Origin of the sequence: Larkinella sp. VNQ87 (assembly GCF_049445795.1) — a bacterium.
GTDB lineage: Bacteria > Bacteroidota > Bacteroidia > Cytophagales > Spirosomataceae > Larkinella.
On record NZ_JBMSDT010000001.1, the window covers coordinates 195525 to 217041 of the forward strand.

General features: G+C 53.5%; 16 protein-coding genes. 4 read left to right on the top strand and 12 right to left on the bottom strand.

All coding sequences use genetic code 11. From position 1 onward, the window contains the following. Nucleotides 1-413 precede the first annotated feature (413 nt). Nucleotides 414-2261, bottom strand: a complete 1848-nt coding sequence (locus ACO2Q8_RS00870) for a cytochrome-c peroxidase (protein ID WP_423342879.1) — start codon at nucleotides 2259-2261, stop codon at nucleotides 414-416. Next, nucleotides 2248-3735 (bottom strand): hypothetical protein, encoded by a 1488-nt coding sequence (locus tag ACO2Q8_RS00875; RefSeq protein ID WP_423342880.1) that lies wholly within the window; start codon nucleotides 3733-3735, stop codon nucleotides 2248-2250. The genes ACO2Q8_RS00870 and ACO2Q8_RS00875 overlap by 14 nt, the downstream gene beginning before the upstream one ends. A gap of 98 nt (nucleotides 3736-3833) precedes the next feature. On the opposite strand from ACO2Q8_RS00875, the gene dprA reads away from it, so the two are divergent. Further along, nucleotides 3834-4940 (top strand): DNA-processing protein DprA, encoded by a 1107-nt coding sequence (gene dprA, locus ACO2Q8_RS00880; RefSeq protein WP_423342881.1) that lies wholly within the window; start codon nucleotides 3834-3836, stop codon nucleotides 4938-4940. Between the two features lie 110 nt (nucleotides 4941-5050). Here dprA and ACO2Q8_RS00885 read toward each other — a convergent pair whose 3' ends face one another. The 4 genes from ACO2Q8_RS00885 to ACO2Q8_RS00900 form a co-directional block, all read right to left on the bottom strand. Next, nucleotides 5051-6631, bottom strand: coding sequence for a DUF4394 domain-containing protein (locus ACO2Q8_RS00885; protein ID WP_423342882.1), 1581 nt, complete (start codon nucleotides 6629-6631; stop codon nucleotides 5051-5053). Nucleotides 6632-6829: 198 nt separating this feature from the next. Next, nucleotides 6830-8308, bottom strand: a complete 1479-nt coding sequence (locus ACO2Q8_RS00890) for a capsule assembly Wzi family protein (RefSeq protein ID WP_423342883.1) — start codon at nucleotides 8306-8308, stop codon at nucleotides 6830-6832. A gap of 11 nt (nucleotides 8309-8319) precedes the next feature. After that, complete coding sequence (gene pyrE, locus ACO2Q8_RS00895; RefSeq protein WP_423342884.1) at nucleotides 8320-8946, bottom strand: orotate phosphoribosyltransferase; 627 nt, start codon at nucleotides 8944-8946, stop codon at nucleotides 8320-8322. A 79-nt stretch (nucleotides 8947-9025) separates the two neighbouring features. Next, nucleotides 9026-10309, bottom strand: coding sequence for a hemolysin family protein (locus ACO2Q8_RS00900; RefSeq protein ID WP_423342885.1), 1284 nt, complete (start codon nucleotides 10307-10309; stop codon nucleotides 9026-9028). A gap of 146 nt (nucleotides 10310-10455) precedes the next feature. Between ACO2Q8_RS00900 and ACO2Q8_RS00905 the strand changes: the two genes are divergently transcribed. Then, nucleotides 10456-11160, top strand: coding sequence for an NUDIX hydrolase (locus ACO2Q8_RS00905; RefSeq protein ID WP_423342886.1), 705 nt, complete (start codon nucleotides 10456-10458; stop codon nucleotides 11158-11160). Nucleotides 11161-11332: 172 nt separating this feature from the next. Here ACO2Q8_RS00905 and ACO2Q8_RS00910 read toward each other — a convergent pair whose 3' ends face one another. Continuing rightward, complete coding sequence (locus tag ACO2Q8_RS00910) at nucleotides 11333-12118, bottom strand: 3-keto-disaccharide hydrolase (RefSeq protein WP_423342887.1); 786 nt, start codon at nucleotides 12116-12118, stop codon at nucleotides 11333-11335. Between the two features lie 310 nt (nucleotides 12119-12428). On the opposite strand from ACO2Q8_RS00910, the gene ACO2Q8_RS00915 reads away from it, so the two are divergent. After that, nucleotides 12429-13802 (top strand): Gfo/Idh/MocA family protein, encoded by a 1374-nt coding sequence (locus tag ACO2Q8_RS00915; RefSeq protein ID WP_423342888.1) that lies wholly within the window; start codon nucleotides 12429-12431, stop codon nucleotides 13800-13802. Between the two features lie 102 nt (nucleotides 13803-13904). On the opposite strand, the gene ACO2Q8_RS00920 is transcribed toward ACO2Q8_RS00915, so the two are convergent. The 5 genes from ACO2Q8_RS00920 to ACO2Q8_RS00940 form a co-directional block, all read right to left on the bottom strand. Further along, the gene (locus ACO2Q8_RS00920; RefSeq protein ID WP_423342889.1) at nucleotides 13905-14078 is read right to left on the bottom strand and encodes a DUF1059 domain-containing protein; all 174 of its coding nucleotides are present in this window, start codon (nucleotides 14076-14078) and stop codon (nucleotides 13905-13907) included. Between the two features lie 22 nt (nucleotides 14079-14100). Beyond that, the gene (locus tag ACO2Q8_RS00925) at nucleotides 14101-14550 is read right to left on the bottom strand and encodes a DsrE family protein (RefSeq protein ID WP_423342890.1); all 450 of its coding nucleotides are present in this window, start codon (nucleotides 14548-14550) and stop codon (nucleotides 14101-14103) included. Nucleotides 14551-14629: 79 nt separating this feature from the next. Then, nucleotides 14630-15259 (bottom strand): Crp/Fnr family transcriptional regulator, encoded by a 630-nt coding sequence (locus tag ACO2Q8_RS00930; protein WP_423342891.1) that lies wholly within the window; start codon nucleotides 15257-15259, stop codon nucleotides 14630-14632. A gap of 169 nt (nucleotides 15260-15428) precedes the next feature. Continuing rightward, entirely contained in the window at nucleotides 15429-15983 is a 555-nt protein-coding gene (locus tag ACO2Q8_RS00935; RefSeq protein ID WP_423342892.1) for a cupin domain-containing protein, read from the bottom strand. A gap of 172 nt (nucleotides 15984-16155) precedes the next feature. Next, nucleotides 16156-17082 carry a glycerophosphodiester phosphodiesterase family protein gene (locus ACO2Q8_RS00940; protein WP_423342893.1) on the bottom strand — a complete coding sequence of 309 codons (927 nt, stop codon included), beginning with the start codon at nucleotides 17080-17082 and terminating at the stop codon, nucleotides 16156-16158. Nucleotides 17083-17291: 209 nt separating this feature from the next. On the opposite strand from ACO2Q8_RS00940, the gene ACO2Q8_RS00945 reads away from it, so the two are divergent. Further along, the gene (locus ACO2Q8_RS00945) at nucleotides 17292-21515 is read left to right on the top strand and encodes a two-component regulator propeller domain-containing protein (RefSeq protein ID WP_423342894.1); all 4224 of its coding nucleotides are present in this window, start codon (nucleotides 17292-17294) and stop codon (nucleotides 21513-21515) included. The last annotated feature ends 2 nt before the right edge of the window (nucleotides 21516-21517 follow it).

A 21517-nucleotide genomic window follows, 5' to 3' on the forward strand; every position in this document is an offset into this window, starting at 1 on the left:
ATCGATTAACGTTATCTCCCTGTGAAATAAGCGGTTTGAGAGACAAACTGTTCCGACATGTAAGCTAGTTGATACGGCAATATTAGCGGTATTGTCAACAATGAACTTCCCGCTGGATCGATATGTTTGAAGCAAGTCAGATTATTCAGTAATTTATAATCAGTCCATCTCTAAGAAATATGAAATTATTTTTGCTGGCTTCGGACGAATCACCACATCAAAATAGATAATTACTTAAAAATCAAACTATTAACCAAATAATCCTAGCAGGTCTAACACTGAAATTGAAGAAGGTAAAAACATGAAGAAATTAATGTACTATAAGTAATTTATTAATGCTTGAACATTTTTCAATAGGTATAACCCTTCTACACAGCCGTTCTTTTTTACCTGTCTGGCTGGTATAAATCAGACTAAAGGCTTTTGATAAATGCAATTATGGCGCTTTTCTCGTTTCGACTCAAGCGTAGCCGAACGTCTGATAATGTTTGATTTCCAACCGTAATGCCGAGACCTTTACCACCCCCATTGTCGTAAAAATCAATTACTTCTTCCAGCGTCCGGAACGCCCCGTTGTGCATATACGGGGCTGTCTGGACCGCATGTCGCACAGTTGGAGTCTTAAAAGCATGTCGTAAAGGCTCAAGGGCAAAACGTCCGTATCGCCCCTGATCCGGATCGATCCGCTCCAGACCGGGACGAATGGGCACTCCGATTACCTCCGACTCTGTTTCCGAAAAAAACGGTGGCACGGTCCCGTTGAAGAGCGGCAGAAAGTGGCAGGTCCCGCAGCGGGCCTTGCCCATGAACAGATTAAAACCGGCAATTTCTTCGGCAGAAAGAAGCGGTTTGCCGGATGGACCGGTTTCGCCCCGCATATACCGGTCAAACCGGCTGTCGAGTTTGATGAGCGATCGCTCAAAGGCCGCGAGGGCATTCTGGATGTGAATGGGTTTAAGGGTGTCGTTGAAATCGGGAAACGCTTTGCGGAAGAGCGACTGATACAGCCGGTTTTGCCGCAGGGTAAGTACTGCCTTTTCGAGCGAGCCATGCATTTCTTCCTGGTTCTGGATTACATCCGATGCCTGGTTTTCAAGATTATCCGCGCGCAAATCGTAAAATAATCCACTCTGCAAGGCGGCATTCACGAGTGTGGGTGTATTGCGTAACAGCGTCCCCCGACCGCTCAGCGTCGCGTTTTTGGGTAAACCGTCGGTGAAGCCCTTCGTGGGCTGGTGGCAACTGGCGCACGAACGCTGCCCGCTCGCAACCGAATCGTTTTGGGACAGAATCGGATCGAAAAACAATTTTTTCCCCAGCAAGACCTTCGCCGGATTGGAACGCATCTGGGCCGTAGGGGCATAAAAATCCGGGTTAAAGGCTCCGGCTTCGAAAGGAGTCGGGGCATCGGCCCGAAAGGCCCGCAAGTCGGAAAACGGTGCGATGCCCAACTCCCGTTGAAAAGCCAGCAATTCGACCGATAGTGGATTTGTTAGGTTTTTGATGAAAAAGGCCCGGTTAAAAGTATCGAAGTCCGGATGATGGTTTAGGTACTGCTCGGCCTGTCGTACTAAATCGTCAACTCGTACAAAAACCGTCCCGAAACGGTTTTTGTAAAAACGCAGGTAAGCTCGAAGACTTTGCATGGCTTGGGCCGCTTCCGGCACAGCGGTTTGACAGCTTGGCGTATCGAATCCGCTGATACCGAGCGAAATGATGCGAAAGACCTGCATCCGGACAGCATCAAATACATGCGCATCCGTCAGTTCCGTATCCCGCCAAAGATCGTCGTAGCGCAGCAGTTCTCGTCGTAGTTTACGAACTTCCCGAATGAGCGCGGTGCGCTGGCCGGGATCAAAGCGTGGGTACAGCATCTCTTCGATGACCTGCAAACCGCCCGGTTCGAACAGCTTGCCTTCCTGAGCTTCAATCTCGGGCAGGGGCGGCCCGTTGACCAGCCGCGTCGTGGCCGGGAAATAATACTCCGTGAAGATCTCCAGCTTTTTATAAGCCATCCGACACCGTCGAAAAACCGCCTGAAGAGAGTCGGAGGAGATACTTCGCTCGGCCAGGGGCAAAAACCGGGTCTGCACCAGCGCGTCCAACTCGGCCAGATCAAGGGCAAACTGCGCTTTCACCCGAGGAACCACCGACCGGTTTTCGGAGGGTTGATCCCACTGCGCCAGCAACAGGACAAAAAGCAGTGTGGCTCCGAAAAATGGTAAACCGCCCGCGATTCTATGTAACTTATTTTGGAACACCGCGCACCACAACGATTTGCCCGCCTTCCCCCATGTTACCAATCGCCGGATCGTAAATATTGACGTCTTTGGTCAACGCACTGCCGTCGGCATTCACAAACCGGGTGTCGCGCCAGGTATGGGGTTGCAGGTTGAGCAAAAACGTATTCGGCAACCCGGTCACGTCCGAGATGTCGAGCATCGCGCCGAACTCCCAGGTGCTGCGTCCCTGATGCCCGATCACGTTGTATTTCCGCTGAAAATCAGCATCGTTTCGGCGGTGGTTCATCTCCAGCATGGGTTTAAGTTGGCCCGTTTCGATCGCATATTGCCAGACCCGACCGTCGTGTTTGGGCGGTGCCACCGGCGCATCTCCATCTTCCTGGATGTAGACGAAATTTTGCGTCACACAAATATTATCCGGATTCACGAGATTGTTACCGGGGTCGGCCGAGCCATCAGCAACCACTGTAAGTTTGCCTTTCAGCGGATTGGCCGCATCGAGTTCGAGTCGGTACACCCTCCCCCACTGTACCCGGTCCGGAGCAAAGGAACCCGTCACGGCAAAGTACACGTCCCGGCCGTTGGCGGCATTGCCTTTGCGGTAATCGACATCTTCGACGCGGGCAAACTGGATGGCGTTTTGCTCCTGCTGTCGGGCCGCAATCTGGGCTCCAGTGGCGGTTTTGGCCCCTTCAATTTCGGCAAATTCAACCTCGTACGTTTGGCCGGGCCGCATCTCCTTCTCAATCGGATTCTGATTAGTCCGGCGCAGGGTAAAGAGCTTTCCGTTTTGCAAATCACCCACGGTGTTCGACACGTACAAGGTGAGCTGTCCGTTGTTTTCGTCTTCCGTCAGCACGATCACGGTTTTGCCAGGATACGACGCCTTCGGCAACGGCAGCGCATTCTCAAACGAGCCTTTGCCCAGGGCAGGCAGCGTTCGGTTGCCGTTCTTTTTGTCGGCGGCTCCGAGCGGGTCGATGGCATGAACCCGGCCCTCCGGATCGCCTTCCCCGGCCGTTAGAAAAACCGGGCCAAAACCGTGCTCAGCGGGGGTTGCCAGCGTTCCGGAACACAGTTTCCAGAGTCCGCCCTCCGCATCGACCAGGTATTCGCCCCGAACCGGTTTGAACGTTTTGTCGAGGTAAATCTGGGAAATGGATCGGATAATTTCGTGGTTCGTGATCAGAACAAATCCCTCACCAGCCGGATCTTTCAGCAAAGCCGCTCCGTCGGGCTGGGCTCCCAGCACAAAACTGGGCGACTGCGCCAGTTTGTCGTCACTGCTCATCAAAGGCAGGATTTCCAGGGATTCAAAACCGGGCAAAGTCTGCACCAGCGCGGGTGTCACGGAATGGGTTTTCAGAATGACCTCCGTTTTCATTGGGTCGGAACTGGAGTCGCCGGTTTCGCTTTTTTTACAGCCAGTGAGCAACAGAACGGTCAGCAGCAGTGGAAAAAACCGCCATAATAAGAAAGGGTGAATGACCATACCGGAAGGTTATTTCCCAAAAATAATATTTTTTATTTTGACAGCCACCGTTACTCCACCCCCTACACAACGTCTTCAGAAAAACAGCTTCTTGCCACGTGGATTCATCGGAATTATTTTACCAATCGGCCTTAACGTCGGTCCCGGGTGTGGGCGACATTCTAATTCGGCAGCTCATGAGTTATTGCGGCTCAGCCTCCGAAATTTTTCGCTCCCCGCTCGCCAAACTTGTTAAAATACCGGGAATTGGAGCCGTAACGGCGCGATCCATTCTCAACCCGGAGGTGCTGAGAGAGGCCGAACGGGTGCAGCAGCGTTGTGAAAAACTCCACATCCAGCAATTATTTTACACCGATAAACGCTACCCGGCCCGTTTGAAGGCTCTCTACGACGCCCCCGCCATGCTCTACTGGCAGGGCCAGGCCGATTTGAACAGTCAGCGAATTGTAGCCCTGGTCGGCACGCGGCAAGCCACGGACTACGGGCGACGGACAACGGAGGAAATCATTCAGGCCTTAACGCCCTACACACCCCTGATTTTGAGCGGATTGGCTTACGGTATTGATATTATAGCACACCGGGCCAGCCTGGCCAATGGGTTACCAACCGTCGGGGTGATGGCCAGCGGTATTGATATCATTTATCCGTATGTCCACAAAAAAACCGCCCAGGAAATGCTCCTGCTGGGCGGTTTGCTGACCGAAAACCGGCCGGGGGTCAAACCGGATGCGCGCCTGTTTCCGGCCCGAAACCGCATCATTGCGGGCATGAGCGACGCCCTGGTGGTGGTGGAGGCAGCCGCGAAGGGGGGTGCCCTGATCACGGCCGAATACGCGAACAATTACCACCGGGACGTGTTTGCCGTACCCGGCCACCTCAACCAGCAGTTTTCGCAGGGGTGTAACAAACTGATCCGGGAAAACAAAGCCCAGATTTACACCCGCCCGGAGGACCTCATCGAAGCATTGAATTGGGATCAATCCGGAAAAAAAACACCGTCGGTCGACAAAACGCTGGCATTGCCGGATTTTACGGAGGAAGAAAGCCAGATTCTGGCCATTTTCCGGCAACAGGCCGACTGGCACCTGGATGAGCTAAGCTGGCGAAGCCAGATCCCGCTGGGAAAACTGGCTTCGCTGCTGCTCAATCTGGAATTTAAAGGCATTATCCGGTCCTTACCGGGCAAGAAATACCAACTGAATTAACCCGTACCCACGGACTTTAGTCCGTGTGAGCTTTTATGAGCCATTAGTTAGTATGAACTTAAGGGTTAGACTCGCTCACACGGACTAAAGTCCGTGGGTACGGGGACGGGTTAAAACCCGAGTCCGAGGGCGAAACCGCGCACGGTGGTCGGGAAGGTCCCCAGGTCGGTCAGCATCCCGTTGTTGAGGTCGATGTTATACAGTTTCGTAGTGCCGCCCGAAGTCAGCAAGGCGTAGGCCTTGTTGCTCCGGCCACCGATATCGAAACCACTCGTGGCGGCTACATTGATGCCCAGCGGACTGCCGCCTGCCTGCGTTCCGTCGTTGGGGGGAATCTGCCGATACAGTTTGTCGTTCAGGTCGTCGATGTTGTACAAGACCGTGGAGGTTGCGCCCGCGAAGTTGTTGGTGTAAGCCGAAGCGCGAACAACTGGTTTATCGACGGCCATTGCCCCAAAATTCAGACTTCCATCGACGGCTACCTCTGCAGTGGTCGGATTGATGCGTAAATTCTGACCGGTATTGCTGATGACCCGGATGCGGTCGGCAACGGGGTTGAAGTCAAAACCGTAGTCGCTACCCGTCAACGCCGGGGTAAAGGCTCCCGAACCGACCAGATTGACCTGCGCATTGGTGGTTCCGGCCGGATACGAGATGGTATAAATCCGGCTCGATGAACCCAGCGCATACAACTGGCCCGTTGCCGGCCGCATGTCGATGCCGCGAATGGTTTCACCCGGTTGCAGGCCCGTAATGGTGCGCAATGTAGGGTTAAGTTCCCAGGGATTGAAAATCAGCAGATTGTTCCCACTGACGGCGTAGGCCACGGGGTCGGTCGGAATGGCCAGACCAATGTAGGTTTTAGCACCGAGGTCGCCGATTTTTTGCAACGCTCCGGTCATCAGGTTGATTCGCCCCAACTCGGATTTGCCACCGGCCCAGTAGGCCACCAGCGCCTGGCTATTGTCCGAGGAAATGTCGAAACCGGCGGTGCCGCTGATGTCGATTCCCAGGGGACCGACGTTCACCAGCGTTCCGTTGTTGGGCGGGTTCTGAATATACAGGCGGTCGCTGGCCGGATCGATGTCGTAAAGCGTAGTGCTGCTCGATACGCCCCGGCTATTGGTATAAGCTACTGCCGAGATCATCGGACTCATGCCGCCGTTGATCATGCCGTCTTCTCCGCCGGGCTGCAACGCTCCCGTATTCGGATTCAGACGCAGGTTCTGTCCGGTATTCGTCACCACCCGGATCAGATCGACCGTCGGATTAAAGTCGAAACCGACGGCATCGCCACTCAACGCCGGCGAAAATGACCCCATGCCGATGGCCCGTGCCACCCCGGTTTCCTGATCGATGACATACAGGCGGCTGGTGCTGCCAAGCCCGTACAATTGCCCGGTTGCGGGCCGGAAATCAATGGCTAACAGCTTTTCCCCCTCCTGCAAACCGGTGATCGGCGTGTCCGACAAATTGGACATCGGATTGCCTACACTCTTTTTGTTAAGCCGGTTATCATCGGTTAGGGCAAAAAACTGGACGTCCGATGCGCTTACCCGGGCGCTGTTATGCCGGGCGGTGTCGGGTTTTAGCGGATTTTCCTGTGGATTACAGGCATTCAGACCGGCCATTAACGCAATGGCTCCCAGGCTGGCTGTCAGACCGAATCGGCTTCTTGCAATCGTATTCATGTTTCAAATGATTTTGGAATGGTGAATAGATAGACAGGATACTGACAGCCTTACGAATAAATGACGGTATTTAGATTTCAGCGCTATAAGAAATCTTAGAATATGGTTTTCTACCTCCAATTCAACAAGATGGTAAACAGACACTTACCTTACAGTAAGAAGAAAAAAAATAACAATCAGCTAACAGGGGTATTGTGCCTACCAGGTTCTTTTAATCGAGAGAAAACCGCCGGTTTGCTGCGGATACAATCCGCCCCGGTCCAGTGCGAAACGGGCCGAAAGAACCGTATTGGAAAGTTTGGGAAGGGGCCATTGTGCGGATAGCAGGGTGGAGACCTGCTCGAAACGCGGAGAATAGGGTTCGTTGAAGGTGCCGAAATTCCGGCTGTAGGAAATCCGGGCGTTCAGCCGGATGCGATACCAGTCGGCATCCAGACCGAGATACCAGGCATTTACCCGGTTGTTGGGAAAAAATCCGCCCCCCTCATACGCCCGAACGGCGGCTGAATAATCGGCACGGGGAGCCAGGAAAGGCGTCCCGATCGTGCGACCGAAATACGACCATCCTTCGCGGTATTGCCCGTGGTTAAAGTAATTGTCGCCCCCCTGATACTGAGCGGTTTGATCAAACACCGGCCCGCTCTGGTTGGTGGTCGACAGCCACTCCAACACCGCGCCTTGCCATTGAAAGCGGGCGTTGGCACGAGGCATCCGGTTGCGGAACCGCAGCCCCCATAACCCATCCGGAAAGTTGAGGTAAATGAGTCCGCTGGCGTCTTCGTACAGATGCTGGTAATAAAGCAGCGTGGTCAGTTGCGAGGTGGTCCATTCCAACCCGTAGTCGATGGAGCCGATGTGATTTCCGACCCGGTTTTCACCATCGAATGTCGTTTGCTGGTTGTTGACGAGGTCTTTCGGGTACCGCCCTACAATCAAACTCAGATAGTCCTGAAGCGAAGAGGGCAATTTGCCATCGACCGCAAACGGGCTGTCTTTCAGGTAGTCGGCTCGGCCGCCCCATTGCACCTGATGGTTGATCCCGGCGTAAAATTTAAACCGCCAATGCGGTTTTCCGAACCGGCCGTACAGGTATTTCTGATGCAGAAAAGCGCCTTTGATATACGGCGGATTGAACCAACCGTGGGCATATCCGGCCCGAAACGCCAGGATGTGTTTCAAAAAACCGACCGAAATAAACTCCGGCGTGTGCAACTGAACCTTCGGAATCGGCAGCGAATTGCCCGACCAGACCACAAAACCGGAGGTCAACGTGCTGTCGCCAATGCCGTATAGTTCGCGCCGACGACCCGCCCACAATTCCACCCGGCCGTACCGAACCTTGGCATAGGCTTCCGGCAACAACCACTGGCTGCTCCTGCCAACGTTGGCAACGGCGTAAACACCCGCGCCCCAGTCGAAACGCGAACGATGCCGGTTAGTGGTGTCCGTATTTGTCCGGTATTTGCGTTGAAAACCGCCCTGCAGCGTACCCACCGACCCCTGCAAAGGAACAAAACCGTATTGGTTGGTGCGAAGCCAGAACGGAAGCTGACCGGAGCCGGAAGCCATTCCACCCAATTCGAGTTCGGCCCTACCGGACGAAACGGGTTGGGGTGTTTGGCCTACGACCGCGCCCGTCATCAACCAGCCCAGCCCCAGAGTAACGAGCCGCTTCATCGGCTTTCAGGCTATTGGTTCCATTCCGACGGCTTCTGACGCCAGGCGGCCAGTGAACTAAGGGCTTCTTCAGGAATGTAGTTCAGATTACGGGCTTCTTCGACCAACGTTTCGTAATTGCTCAGGCAGACGAGTTGTACGGCTTTGTCGGCGAAATTTTGCGCAGCTACCGGAAAACCGTAGGTAAAAATGGCGGCCATGCCCAGCACCTCGGCCCCGGCCTGACGCAGCACATCGACCACTTTCAGCGAACTTCCCCCCGTTGAAATCAGGTCTTCGATCACGACCACGCGCTGTCCGGCTTCCAGTCGTCCTTCGATCTGATTGCCCATGCCGTGTTTTTTCGGTTCGGGCCGCACATACAGAAAGGGCAGATTCAGGGCATCGGCTACCAGCGCCCCCTGGGCAATACCGGCCGTGGCAACGCCCGCAATGGCATCGACGCCGTCAAAAGCCTGCTGGATGGCTTCGGCCAGTCCGTTGCGGATCGTGGTCCGGGCTTCTGGGTACGAGAGGGTAATCCGGTTGTCACAGTAAATGGGTGATTTCCAGCCCGAACTCCACGTAAACGGTTCTTCCGGCCGCAACCGAACGGCCTTGACTTCCAGTAGCAATCGGGCAACCTGTTGTGCAAGCATGTAGAAATTGAATGATGAGTTATGAATGATGAATGAGCTGACGCTTTAATTCATCATTCATAACTCATAATTGAAAAAATTACTCTTCCGGTCGTTTGGTGACCATGATCTTGTCGATGCGGCTTTTGTCCATGTCGACTATTTCGAACTGATAGTCCTGCCAGGTAAAGGTTTCGCCGGTTTTCGGAATGTCTTTGATGATGTGCAGGGCAAAACCGCCCAGGGTATCGAAACCGGTCAGTTCGCGACGGTTCTGGAGCACAATGTCGAAATGATCCAGAAAATCGTCAAACGGAATCTGGGCATCGATGAGGTAACTGTCATCGCCACGGTCGACAATTTCATATTCAAATTCGTTGGTGTCTGATATATCCCCCACCAATGCGTCCACAATATCGTTCAGCGTCACCATGCCCAGCACCCCGCCGTATTCATCGACAATGATGCCGACGTATTGCCTTTTTTCCCGAAACCGCTCCAGCACCTGATAGGCCATATTGTTTTCCGGTATGTACAGCAAATCACGCTTGATGTCTTCGAGCCGGGTCAGTTGATCGTCCAGGTCTTTGCCCAGAAAATCCTTGCTGTTGATCAGGCCGATCATTTCATCGACTCCGCCCCGGCAAAGCGGGTAATGCGAATGCCGGTGTTCAATGATCGACTGGCGGTTTTCCTCCACGGTCGCTTCCAGATCCAGGTACACAATTTCCTGGCGGTTGGTCATCAGCGACGTAATTCGGCGGTCGCCCAACTGAAAAACATTCTGAACGATCTCCTGCTCAATCTCTTCGATCACTCCACCCGAGGTACCTTCCTGAATCAAACTCTTGATTTCCTCTTCTGTCACGGCACTCGTATTGGGCTTGATATTCAGAATCTTAATAATCAGGTCGCTCGAAAACGCCAGCAGGCTGATAAACGGAGCCGTCAGTCGGGAGAGCAGGTTCATGGGCCGAACCATGAATTTGGCGATGCCTTCCGGATTCGACAAACCGATCCGCTTCGGAACCAGTTCGCCCAGCACCAGCGACAGGTACGTGATCAGCACGACGGTCAGCGTCACGGCGATGCTGTTGGCGTAGGGTGCCAGCAGGGCAAACTGCGAAACAAACGAAGATATCTGGTCGGTCAGGCTGTCACCACTGAAAATACCGGTCAGGATACCAATCAACGTAATACCGATCTGAACGGTGGCCAGAAAGCGGTTGGGCGATTCAGCCAGTTTGAGGGCTTCCTCGGCCCTGCGATCGCCATTGCGGGCGTCGGTTTCCAGGCGGGCTTTTCGGGAGGATACCAGCGCAATCTCCGAAAGCGAGAAAACACCGTTCAAAATGACTAAAAAAAGTATTATTGCGAGTTCCACGCGGGGAAAAGTTGGCGTTTTGCAAAAATAGTGGATTTCGATTCTCTTCAAAGATGAATGGTTTATCTAAATTTGTTTTGTAATTCGAGCAGCATCCAGCTAATCACGTTTCGACGGACTTATTTTTCCATTTGTTCATTGACCTCATGACCATTTTTATCGACGACCGGCCCATTCATATTAAGGGTTCGAAACAGGCCGCTAAATTGCAGGACGAAACATTGGCCAGTCGTGTGGAATACGACCGGATTGTCGACGCCCGGCTGGAAGGACTGAAAATAACAGCCCTGAAGGGCCATTTGCTGGTGCTGAATGCAACACCCGTCACGGTTGAAAAACTGGTCAATCTCCTCAACAACTACGACGCCAGTGAACTCAACTCCGTGACGCTGGTCGCCGTCGATAAGAAAGCCCTTGAAGAGAAGTTCAAAAGCCTCTACAAGATAATTAAAGCGGCCGGGGGCGTGGTGATGAAAGACGATAAGCTATTGTTGATTTTCCGCCGGGGTAAGTGGGATTTACCGAAAGGGAAACTCGATGAGGGTGAATCCTCCCGCGTGGCGGCTCTGCGGGAGGTTCAGGAAGAAACCGGGGTGGTTGCTTCGCTCGGCGACCGGATCTGCACGACCTGGCACACGTATACGCTCAACGGAAACCGTATTCTGAAACGAACGAAGTGGTACCAGATGACCTGCCTCGACGACGCCAACATGGTGCCCCAAACCGAGGAAGACATTGAGCGCATCGAATGGATGGACACCAAAAAAACCGCCCTGGCCCTGACCAACTCCTTCAGTTCCATCCGGTTCGTGATCGAAAGCCTGATTGAGGAGTTGAGAGTGAAGAGTTAAGAATTATGAGTTATGAATTAGGCGTGTACGAAGGATTCATACTATGGCTGGCGGCTAGCCCCGGAGGGGCTTAATCTGGATAGTGCCAACCAGCAGGTGAGCCCTTCGTACATTCTTAATTCATTCATTATTAACTCATTCATTATGAGTTGGGGTTGGCGGGTCCCGGGGCTTAAAAATCCGTTTGGGCTTCCTTCAAATCCAGTTCTTGGATCCAGATATTGCGATAGAGCACGTCGTGGCCTTCGGCTTGCAGTTTTAAGCCGCCCGGCGTGTCGGTGATGCCTTTGCCCCCGTCGTTCCCGCCGTCGATACCGGAATTCGGGCCGCCCCACACCTGGTTGATCGGCTGGTTGGTGTGTACTTTTTTGCCGTTGAAATACATCGTCAGCATCGCTTTTTCAACACGCTTGCCGTCTTTGAACCGGGCCGCCCGGAACACGATGTCGTATGAATTCCACTTGCCGACGCCGTTGTAGGCAAAATAGGGCGAAGGCGTTTCGTTGATCACGGCGGCCATACCGTGCGAGGTCGTGTCGCCGTCGAGTACCTGGATTTCGTAGCGATTTTGCAGATACACCCCGCTGTTGCCACCCGGTTTGCTGATGAAAAACTCGATGTGCAACCGAAAATCCCGGAATGCCTGCTTGGTCACGATGTCAGCCGAGCCGTATTTGCCGCCCGCAGCCGTCGGATCGTTGCTGTTCAAAACCGTCCCTTTCCCCGCCGGATCGGGTACAATCGTCCATTTGATCGGCGGACTGGCGGCCAGCCGGGGGCCTTCCCAATACGTCCACTTGGCATCCAGCATCTGGCGGGAGCCGTCGAACAACACTTCGGCCCCTTTGGCGGGTTTGGTCCCGACGCCGACCTGGGCGGAAACCGGGTTGAGCAGGCAGCAACCAAGCAGTAAGGCAAACGCAAAGAATACCGTAAATAAGCGGGCAGATCGAATCATGAGAAACGGGTTTAGGCATTGAAGACGGAAAGTCCGATAAAGATAAAAGCTTTCGGCGATTTGTCGAATGGAAGCACGGATTTGCCTCTGATCTCAAACCATCGGCTGCGTTATTGACGCAGTGAAACGCTTCGATTGTCCTTCATCAGCTCGATTAGAAGCGACAGTCGTCGTTCTTTATTTTTTACAATAGCTGCAAGATAAAAATTATATTTTATAGATTCGGGAAGAATACCGATTGACAGCGTCTACAGTACAGTCCCATGTTGTTGCGTACCATACCGCGTATCCAAACCCCATCCTGATCAACATGAACGAAGAACTTTACTTCCTCTCCCGCCGGAAGTTCCTGCTGGCGGCTGCAGTCACGGCCCTGGCTCCCCCGCTGGCGCTCAAAGCCTCCAAACGCAAACTGGGCCCGAACGACCGGCTCAACCATGCCTGCATCGGCGTGGGCGGCATGGGCTGGGGTGACCTGCAAAATTTTGCCAAACATCCGAAGGTCAACATCGTGGCGTTGTGCGACGTGGACGCCAACCGGCTTCAGCGAGCCGCCGAGGCTTTTCCGCAGGCCCGTACCTACACCGACTGGCGGGAACTGCTCGAAAAAGAAGGTGACAAAATCGATTCGGTCAACGTAACCGTGCCGGATCATAATCACTTTGCCATCGCAATTCAGGCCATCCGGGCGGGCAAGCACGTCTATTGCCAGAAACCGATGTGCCACGACGTGGTCGAAGTTCGGGTGCTAACCGAAGCTGCCGTCAAGGCAGGGGTGATCACCCAGCTTGGCACGCAGATCGCTTCCGGAAAAGGCGACCGGACAGCAGTTCAGTGGCTAAAAGAAGGAACTATTGGCAAAATCAAACACGCCTACCTGTGTTCAAACCGGCCGGGAGCCATTGCCACCTACCGATTGCCGGGCCCACGCCCGGCTGAAGGCCAGGAACCACCCGCCACGCTGAACTGGGATTTGTGGATCGGCACGGCACCCATGCGCCCCTTTTCTCCGGATATCTACCACCCCACCAAATGGCGGGCCTGGCAGGATTTCGGCACGGGCTGGTCGGGCGACATCGGCTGTCATATTTTCGATGCCGTCTGGAAGGGGCTGGGCTTGAAGGCTCCCAAAACCGTCATTGCCGAGGTGCAGAAATCCTGGGAAGATTCGCCCGAACGCCGGGCCGACACCTGGCCGCAGGGCGACCACATCACCTGGACATTTCCGGGCAATAAAATGACGTCGGGCCGCACCCTGACGGTCGAGTGGTTCGATGGAGAAATGTATCCGCCAGAAGAAATTCGGGCCTTGTATTCCGTGTCGGATTACCCGGCTGAATCGGCCATGCTAATCGGCACGAAAGGCGCGCTGCTCATCCCGCACGGCAAGATGCCGGTGTTACTGCCCGACGACCAATTTAAAGACTACAAACTTCCGGAATTGGAGGACCGCAACCATTATCATCATTTCGTGGACGCCTGCCTGGGAGGCCCCAAAACCGAGTCACACTTTGCGCAGTCGGGTCCAATGACCGAAGCTATCCTGCTCGGGACGGTAGCGATTCGGGTGCCGGGGCAACTGCTGGAGTGGGATGCCGCCCGAATGAAAATTCCGAACCATCCCGAAGCCGAACGCTACCTCAGCCGCATTTACCGCGACGGCTGGCGCATTGCGGGGTTGTAGCAGGGGGCGCGGGGCAGGGGGCAGAGGGGTAAGGGCAGAGGGTAGCTCCGCCAGGATGAAACGCATCAGCCACCCTCTGCCCCATGCCCCATGCCCTTACCCCTATGCCTCTTCTTTAATCAAGGCTTTCACCTGTTCGGCCAGTTCGGGGGTCACGGTTAGGCCGTGGACGGTCTGGGCGTGGGCGGCTACCTGTTGCAGCACTTCTTCTTCCGTGGCGGCCTTCACCACCCCGCTGCAATCAAAGCCAAGTTCGCGGCAATGGACGGTTTTCATGGTTTTTGCGAGTTAAAACGGTTTAGTACGTAAATAGTTTGTCACTTTCGGTCGCCAGCCGGACCAACACCGTCGGCAGGGCAAACTCGGCCGGTTTTCCGTTCAGATCCGCCTGCAAGATGCCACGGGCTTTGGCCGAATTGCCGGAGAGGTAAAACCGCCCGTTGGCTTTTACGATGGCATCGTAGTGTTCGCGCAACTTGCCGGTACCCAGCCCCGTCAGCTCGTTCAGCACCTGGTCTTTCAGCAAATTAACGGCATCTCCGGCCAGAAACAACGAGACGGTATGCCCTTCTTCGAGGGCGGTTTTGGCCACCAGAAAAGCCAGGGCGGCCCGGGTCGCGTCGTCACTTTGCGTGACATGAATGAGGAATTTCATCTTTTTTTCGGGTGAAGGAGCGGCATTCGACTGGGCGTAACTGCTTGTCAGTGACACAAGAAATGCCGTCAAAGCCAAAACCAGTATTTTCATCCTATTTGTGCGTTTATCTGCTCAAAACTAGCACACGATTCCCCGAAAAAACGGTATCAAAAGATACACAAGGTCAACTTTATTTTAGCTGAATAACGCCCCGGAACAGAGCGACCTGCCCCCGCTGCTCAAACTCTTTCAGAATGCGGGAAATCACGACCCGCGTAGTGCCGAGTTCATAGGCCAGTTCCTGGTGGGAAATTTCGATTCGGGACGAATTTTCTTTCTGCGCCCGGTTTTTCAGGTAGGCAAGCGCCCGTTTGTCGATTGGGTCAAAGGCCACACTTTCAAAGGAACCCAACAGTTCGTCGTAACGGCTGCGGAACGTCTGGATCAGAAACGCATTCCAGGAAGGGTATTTCAACTGCCAGTCGTTGACAAGCCGGGTCGGAAACACAAACACCTCCGATGGCTTCGTCGCCACACCGTACGACGTACTGGTATTGCTGAAATACGCAGCCGACAGCGACATCATACACGTCTGGCCCTCGCGGACGTAGTACAGCAGAATTTCGCGGTCTTCTTTCTGCTGAAAAACCCGGATTTCGCCTTTGATGACAATGGGTAAAAAATCAAGGTACTGCCCTTCCCGCACCAGGGTGTCGTCTTTGTTGACGGTCATGAATTTGCCGTGGGTGAGCATTTCCTCCCGGAGCGCCGGTTCGGTAAAGACCGCAGGCAGTTTGTTCAAGAGTTCACTTTTTTCCATCTGACGGATAAGCGCTAACGGCCCAAAGATCTGACGACCAATGTTCCCGCTAAAATAAGCAAGGAAACAACATCAATCTACCCGACACGGCCCTACACCGACGAATTTCAAAAAACCGTCAAGATCCTTTTCCCCTCTACCCTTTCCCTACACCCTCTGCCCTCCCCCCTCAGTCGAGATACTTTCGGTAAACCGGCCGGTAGCCGAACAGGTAGGCAACCGGACTGAGTAGCGAAAAAACGATTTGCTGCACCACCCGGCTCGGCCTGGCCAGTCGGAACACGCCGGAGAAGTGACGGGCCAGCAACACCGTCTGCAACAGGGGCGGCATCCCGTGCTCGTTCGTCTTGCCATCGTTCGCTAATCCGGTTGTGGTTTCAAAAAAATGCTCCGTATCCAGCGCGGGCCGAACCTGCCAGTTGACCACCGCCGGTCGGTCGGAGGCATTCCACATGGCATGAACCTCCTGCTGAGCAATGTGCAGTGTATCGCCTTTCTGTAATTTCAGGGGTTGCCCGCCGTTCAGCCGAACCGTCAGTTCGCCCGCCATGACCCGAAACTCTTCCGTCTGCTGGGGGTGGTAATGCGGAACCGGCTCGCGGCTGTGGGCGGCATACGTCGATTCCATTTCGAGCAGCGCCCCGCCCGTGTCCTGGCTGGTTTGAATAAACCGGATGGTTTGCCCGGTTCGCTGGTTGTGGAGGGTTTTGTTTGAATAAGCCATTGTCTTTGTTGTTTACGGTTTTTGACCCGGAATGTCCTGTTTAAATTGCTTGATCCGAATCCGTTACCTAAAACTGAGAAGAAATGGCCTACACTTCAACTATCTAGGCGGTGAAGTGCTACTATTACCGGTTGAACTGCCAATAAACCAGGAGAATAGCCCCCGCTGGCGGTTAGTTTGATGCACGTTGTAGTTTGAAAAAACCGGCTTTGACACTACTGGCGGGCCGAATGCCCCGAATCGCGTCGGCAACCTCGATGGGCCGGTCGGATTCCAAAATGCTGGCTCCATCTTCGAACACGCGCCGGTAAGCGGCAGCGCGTGCTTCGGGCGTTGTCAATTTATCGTAGGTCGGAGCCGCCGAAATCATGCACATGACCCCTTTGGCATGCAGCAACTCATACATTGTCTGGTTTTCCGGTTTTACGTCCGGACCGATGTACGCCATCACCTGTGCCCACGGAATCCCGGCTTTTTCGTACTCCGCAATCACCTGCGGGGTTTTGATGTGGGCCGAAAACAGGCGGTTTGGGTTATCCTTGTAATAATAGGCTGCTTCGGCCGCCGAATGGACCGTCAGCATCACAAACGCGTCGGCCTGATGTTTCCGGAGCAGGGCCGCAATCATCGGAAAAGGCACATCTTTTTTATCCAGATTCAGGATGGTTTTCCCGCGCGCCCACTCGATGGCTTCCGCCAGCGTCGGAATCCGGTAGTCGGTTACCTGCCCCTCGGTATCTTTCAGGCGGAACTTCTGCAGTTCTTCCCAGGTATGCTCCGACACCCTGCCGGTTCCGGTGGTAGTTCGCTCCAGCGTGGCATCGTGCATCAGCACAATCACACTGTCTTTCGTCAGCCGTGGGTCGATCTCGAAAAAAGCCGGGGTGTATTTCAGGGTGTTCTCGAACGTGGCCAGCGAGTTTTCCGGAAAACCGCTTACCATGCCGCCCCGGTGGCCGCTGACGATCGGAATGTCCTTACCCGTCCAGCGAAAAAAACGGTGCAGATCCTGGGGCGTTTTCAGGTCAATGATGTGCAGGGGTTGCTGGGCCTGCGCGCAGCACAGACTGACAAGAAGCAGAAAAACCGGACGAAACATAGGCCGTGAGAATTGCAGATATAGCTGAAAACCGTACCAAAGTAAAGCACGAAGGTAAAAGTAGTACGTTCAGCAAAGCGGCCCTGCAAAATTTAATTTTTCAGAATATTTATCCGGCGGTATTGTTGATTGATATTTGCACAATTATTGATCTGTTCAACAAATAGCTGATTATCAGAGAACCTAACCATTGATCCCAGCACCCTTTGATGAAACGATTACTAGCTGTCTTTCTGGTCGCATTATTTACAGTACTGCATGTTGCCGAAGCCCAGCTTACCCGGGTTCAGTTTAAACACATTACAACTTCAGAGGGCCTATCGCAGAGTAACGTCACCTGCATATTACAAGATAAACGGGGCTTCATGTGGTTTGGGACTCAGGATGGGCTCAACCGCTACGATGGATACACCTTTACAGTCTATCAGAATGAACTGCATCACCCCAACAGCCTTAGTGACAACTATGTTTTATCGCTGCATGAAGACCGAAAGGGACGAATCTGGGTCGGAACCGACGATGGCGGGCTATGCCTGTTCAATCCGCAAACCGGTAATTTTACAGTATACAAAAACAATCTGAACGACAGTACCAGCCTTAGCAATGACCGCGTAACCGCCATCGCTGAAGATGAACTGGGCAATCTCTGGGTTGGAACCGACGATGGACTTAATCTTTTTAATCCTTCCGGCCGTACGTTTATTCGTTACCGGTATGCATCCGGTACACTGAACACGTCCGATTATAATACCATCCGGGATGTGCTGGTGGATCGGAAAGGACAAGTTTGGGTAGCTACCTACGGCGGAGGACTGAGTAGACTGGACCCAAAAACGCAGACATTTCGTCACTTTGAAAAGCAGGCCGGGAATCCCCTCTCCCTGAGCCACAATTTGGTAAAGGATCTGCTTGAAGATTCTGGGGGACACCTTTGGATTGCCACAGAAGGGGGTGGCTTGAACCGGCTAAACCCGGACCAGCAGACCTTTACCCGTTTCCAGCACAACCCCGCCGTTTCGAACTCACTTTGCCATAACGATGTCAATACGCTGGAAGAAGATGGTCAGGGGAATTTATGGATCGGTACGGAGAATGGCGGCATCAGCATTCTGGACAAATCCAGAACATCCTTCACCCATTATCCGTATCAGGAAACGAATCCGCGGGGACTTAACAATGGCTCCATCTATGCCATTCGCCGGGATCGCAGTGGCAATATGTGGATTGGTACGTATACGGGTGGGATTAATTTCTTCGATCACCAGTCCGTCCGGTTTCAATTGTACAAGAAGAACACGCAGGATGAGAATAGCCTGAGCAACAACAGTGTTACGGCGGTCCTCGAAGATCATCAGGGGAATCTGTGGATCGGAACCGATGGGGGCGGTCTGAATGTGCTGATGAAAGCCACCAATCAGTACGTACGCTACCGCCATCGACCCAACGACCCCGGCAGTATTGGCAGCGATTTCATCATGTGCATCTACCAGGATCAAGATCAGGACATCTGGATCGGTACATACAAAGGAGGGCTTAGTCGGTGGACCGGCAAATCAGGCGGTTTTCAAAATTTCACGCAACGGAAGGATGAGCGGGGACTTAGCCACGAAACCGTTACCAGCGTGGTGGAGGGGAAAAAAGGCGAAATCTGGCTGGGTACAATGGGAGCCGGCATCAGTCGCTATTCTAAACTGAGCGGCCGGTTTACGCATTTCCATCCTGATCCCAGCCAGCCCAATAAGCTTCTTCAGGGGTATATCAGTGCCTTGTGTTACGACCACCAGGGAAATTTGTGGATTGGCACCGAAGGCGATGGATTAACCAAACTCACGACCCGAACCGGCGTTTTCACGGCGTATCGGCATGACCGAACGGTTCCTAACAGCCTGAGCCACAATCTGGTGATCAGTCTTCACGAAGATAGCCAGCAGCAGCTATGGATTGGAACATACCGGGGTTTGAGCCGGTTTGAGCCCAAAACGCAATCGTTTATCACCTACGACGAAAAACAGGGCTTGGCGAACAAAGTCATTCAGGGCATTGCCAGTGATCGTCACGGCAATCTCTGGATCAGTACCAATAAAGGGGTATCGACCTTCAACCCACGAACGAAACGATTTCGAAATTATGACGCGGGCGATGGGTTGCAAAAAGGAGCTTTCAACCGGATGGCGGTTTTCAAAAACCGCCAGGGGAAACTGTACTTCGGCGGAAGCAATGGTTTGAATGGCTTTCATCCGGACAGCCTTCGAAATAATCCATTGCTTCCGCCGGTGTATCTGACGCAACTGCATGTTTTTAACCGTCCCGTACTCCTGCGGTCCGACCAGATTACGCTCTCGCATGATCAATCGACGCTGACCCTGAAGTTTGCGGCTTTGAATTACTCACAATCCGAAAAAAACCTGTATCAGTACAAGCTGGAAGGCTTTGACACGGAATGGAGTCTGGTGAGTCCGCAGCGGGTCGCTACCTACACCAACCTGGAACCGGGCATCTACACGTTCCGGGTCAGGGCTTCCAACAACGATGCGGTCTGGAACGAACAGGGCACAGCTTTCCGGATACGCATTCAGCCCCCCTTCTGGCGAACCTGGTGGTTTGAAACGCTCGCCGTGCTGGCCGTCCTGGGCAGCTTATACCTGATCCATCAGGTACGAATTCGCACCCTCAAACACCGGCAGGAGAAACTTGAACAGGCCGTGCAGGAACGAACGGCCGAGGTCATGTACCAAAAGGAGGAATTACAGGCGCAGTCGGAAGAGTTACATACCCAGGCCGAAGAATTACAGACGCAGGCCGAACACCTGCAAAAACTTGTTGAAGAACTGGGCAAGCACCGGATGCGGGAACAGGCCGCCCGCGAAGAAGCCGAAGAAGCCAATAAAGCCAAAAGTGTGTTTCTGGCCACGATGAGCCATGAAATCAGGACGCCCATGAACGGGGTGCTGGGGATGACCTATTTGCTCCAGGAAACCGAACTTTCGCAGGAACAACAGGAATATGTGGACACCATCTACCAGTGTGGCACCAATTTGCTGGGCGTCATCAACGACATCCTGGATTTCTCCAAGATCGAATCCGGCAGTCTGGAACTGGAACTGAGTGAATTCAACCTTCTGGAGTGTGTCGAAAACGTCCTGGATCTGTTTGCCCAAAAAACCGCAGAAAACGGGTTGGACCTGCTGTATCATGTTGAAAGCGGGGTGCCTGTCAACATCGTCGGCGATGCCTTACGGTTACGGCAAATTCTGATTAACCTGATTGGAAATGCCGTTAAGTTTACCCACAAGGGTGAAGTATTTGTCCGGGTGTATGTCCGGAGGCTCCTCAATGACCGGGAGGTGGAACTCGGTTTTGAGGTGCGCGATACGGGCATCGGTATTTCGGACGAAAAGCTTCAGCGGCTCTTCAAAGCGTTTTCACAGGGCGATTCATCCATGACGCGTCGGTACGGCGGTACCGGTTTGGGGCTCGCGATCAGTGAGCGATTGGCCAAACGGATGAAGGGTGACATCTGGGTGGAAAGCCAGGAAGGGAAGGGAACAACCTTCAACTTCACGATCCGCTGCGAATCAGGGACACCAGCCCAACCCGATTTTCCACCCAGCCAATTCCTTGAAAATGCGGGAAAACGAGTGTTGGTCGTTGACGACAACCTGACCAACCTGGCGGTTTTGAAAGAACAACTTGAGCAGTGGCAGTTAGTGCCCGTAACGGCATCCTCCGGTTCTCAGGCACTGGCCCTCTTGTCAGCAAACTGGCCGATCCATCTGGTTATCACCGACATGCAGATACCGGGAATGACCGGAACTGAGTTAGCCCGTCAACTCAAAACCTCGCACCCCAACCTACCCATTGTCCTGCTGACGTTAGTGGGAATGGATGCGCATAAAATCCATCCGGAACTCTTTTCAGGCAGTTTATCCAAACCGATCCACAGGCTCCCGTTTTATACGATGATTCAGCAGCAGCTTAAGCAGGCCGATCCGTCGCCCGTTTCGGTTTCGCACACCGGCAAGCAGCACTTATCCGAAGAGTTTGCCAAAGAATACCCTCTTTCGATTCTGGTTGCAGAAGATTATCCTGCCAACCAGCGATTGATCCTGCATGTATTGCAGAAACTCGGCTACCAGCCGCAGCTTGCCCAGAACGGACTTGCAGTGCTGAGAATGATTTACGACCACCCGTTCGATGTCATCTTGATGGATGTGCAGATGCCGGAGATGAACGGGCTGGAGGCCACCCGCATCATCCGACAGCAATCAGGCCCGCAGCCGGTTATTATTGCCATGACGGCCAACGCCCTGAAAGAAGACCGGCTGGAATGTTTGCAGGCCGGTATGGATGATTACCTCTCAAAACCCCTTCATCTCAATCTGTTGAAAACCGCCTTACAACGGGCGATTGAACGGAAACACCAGCCAAGATAGCC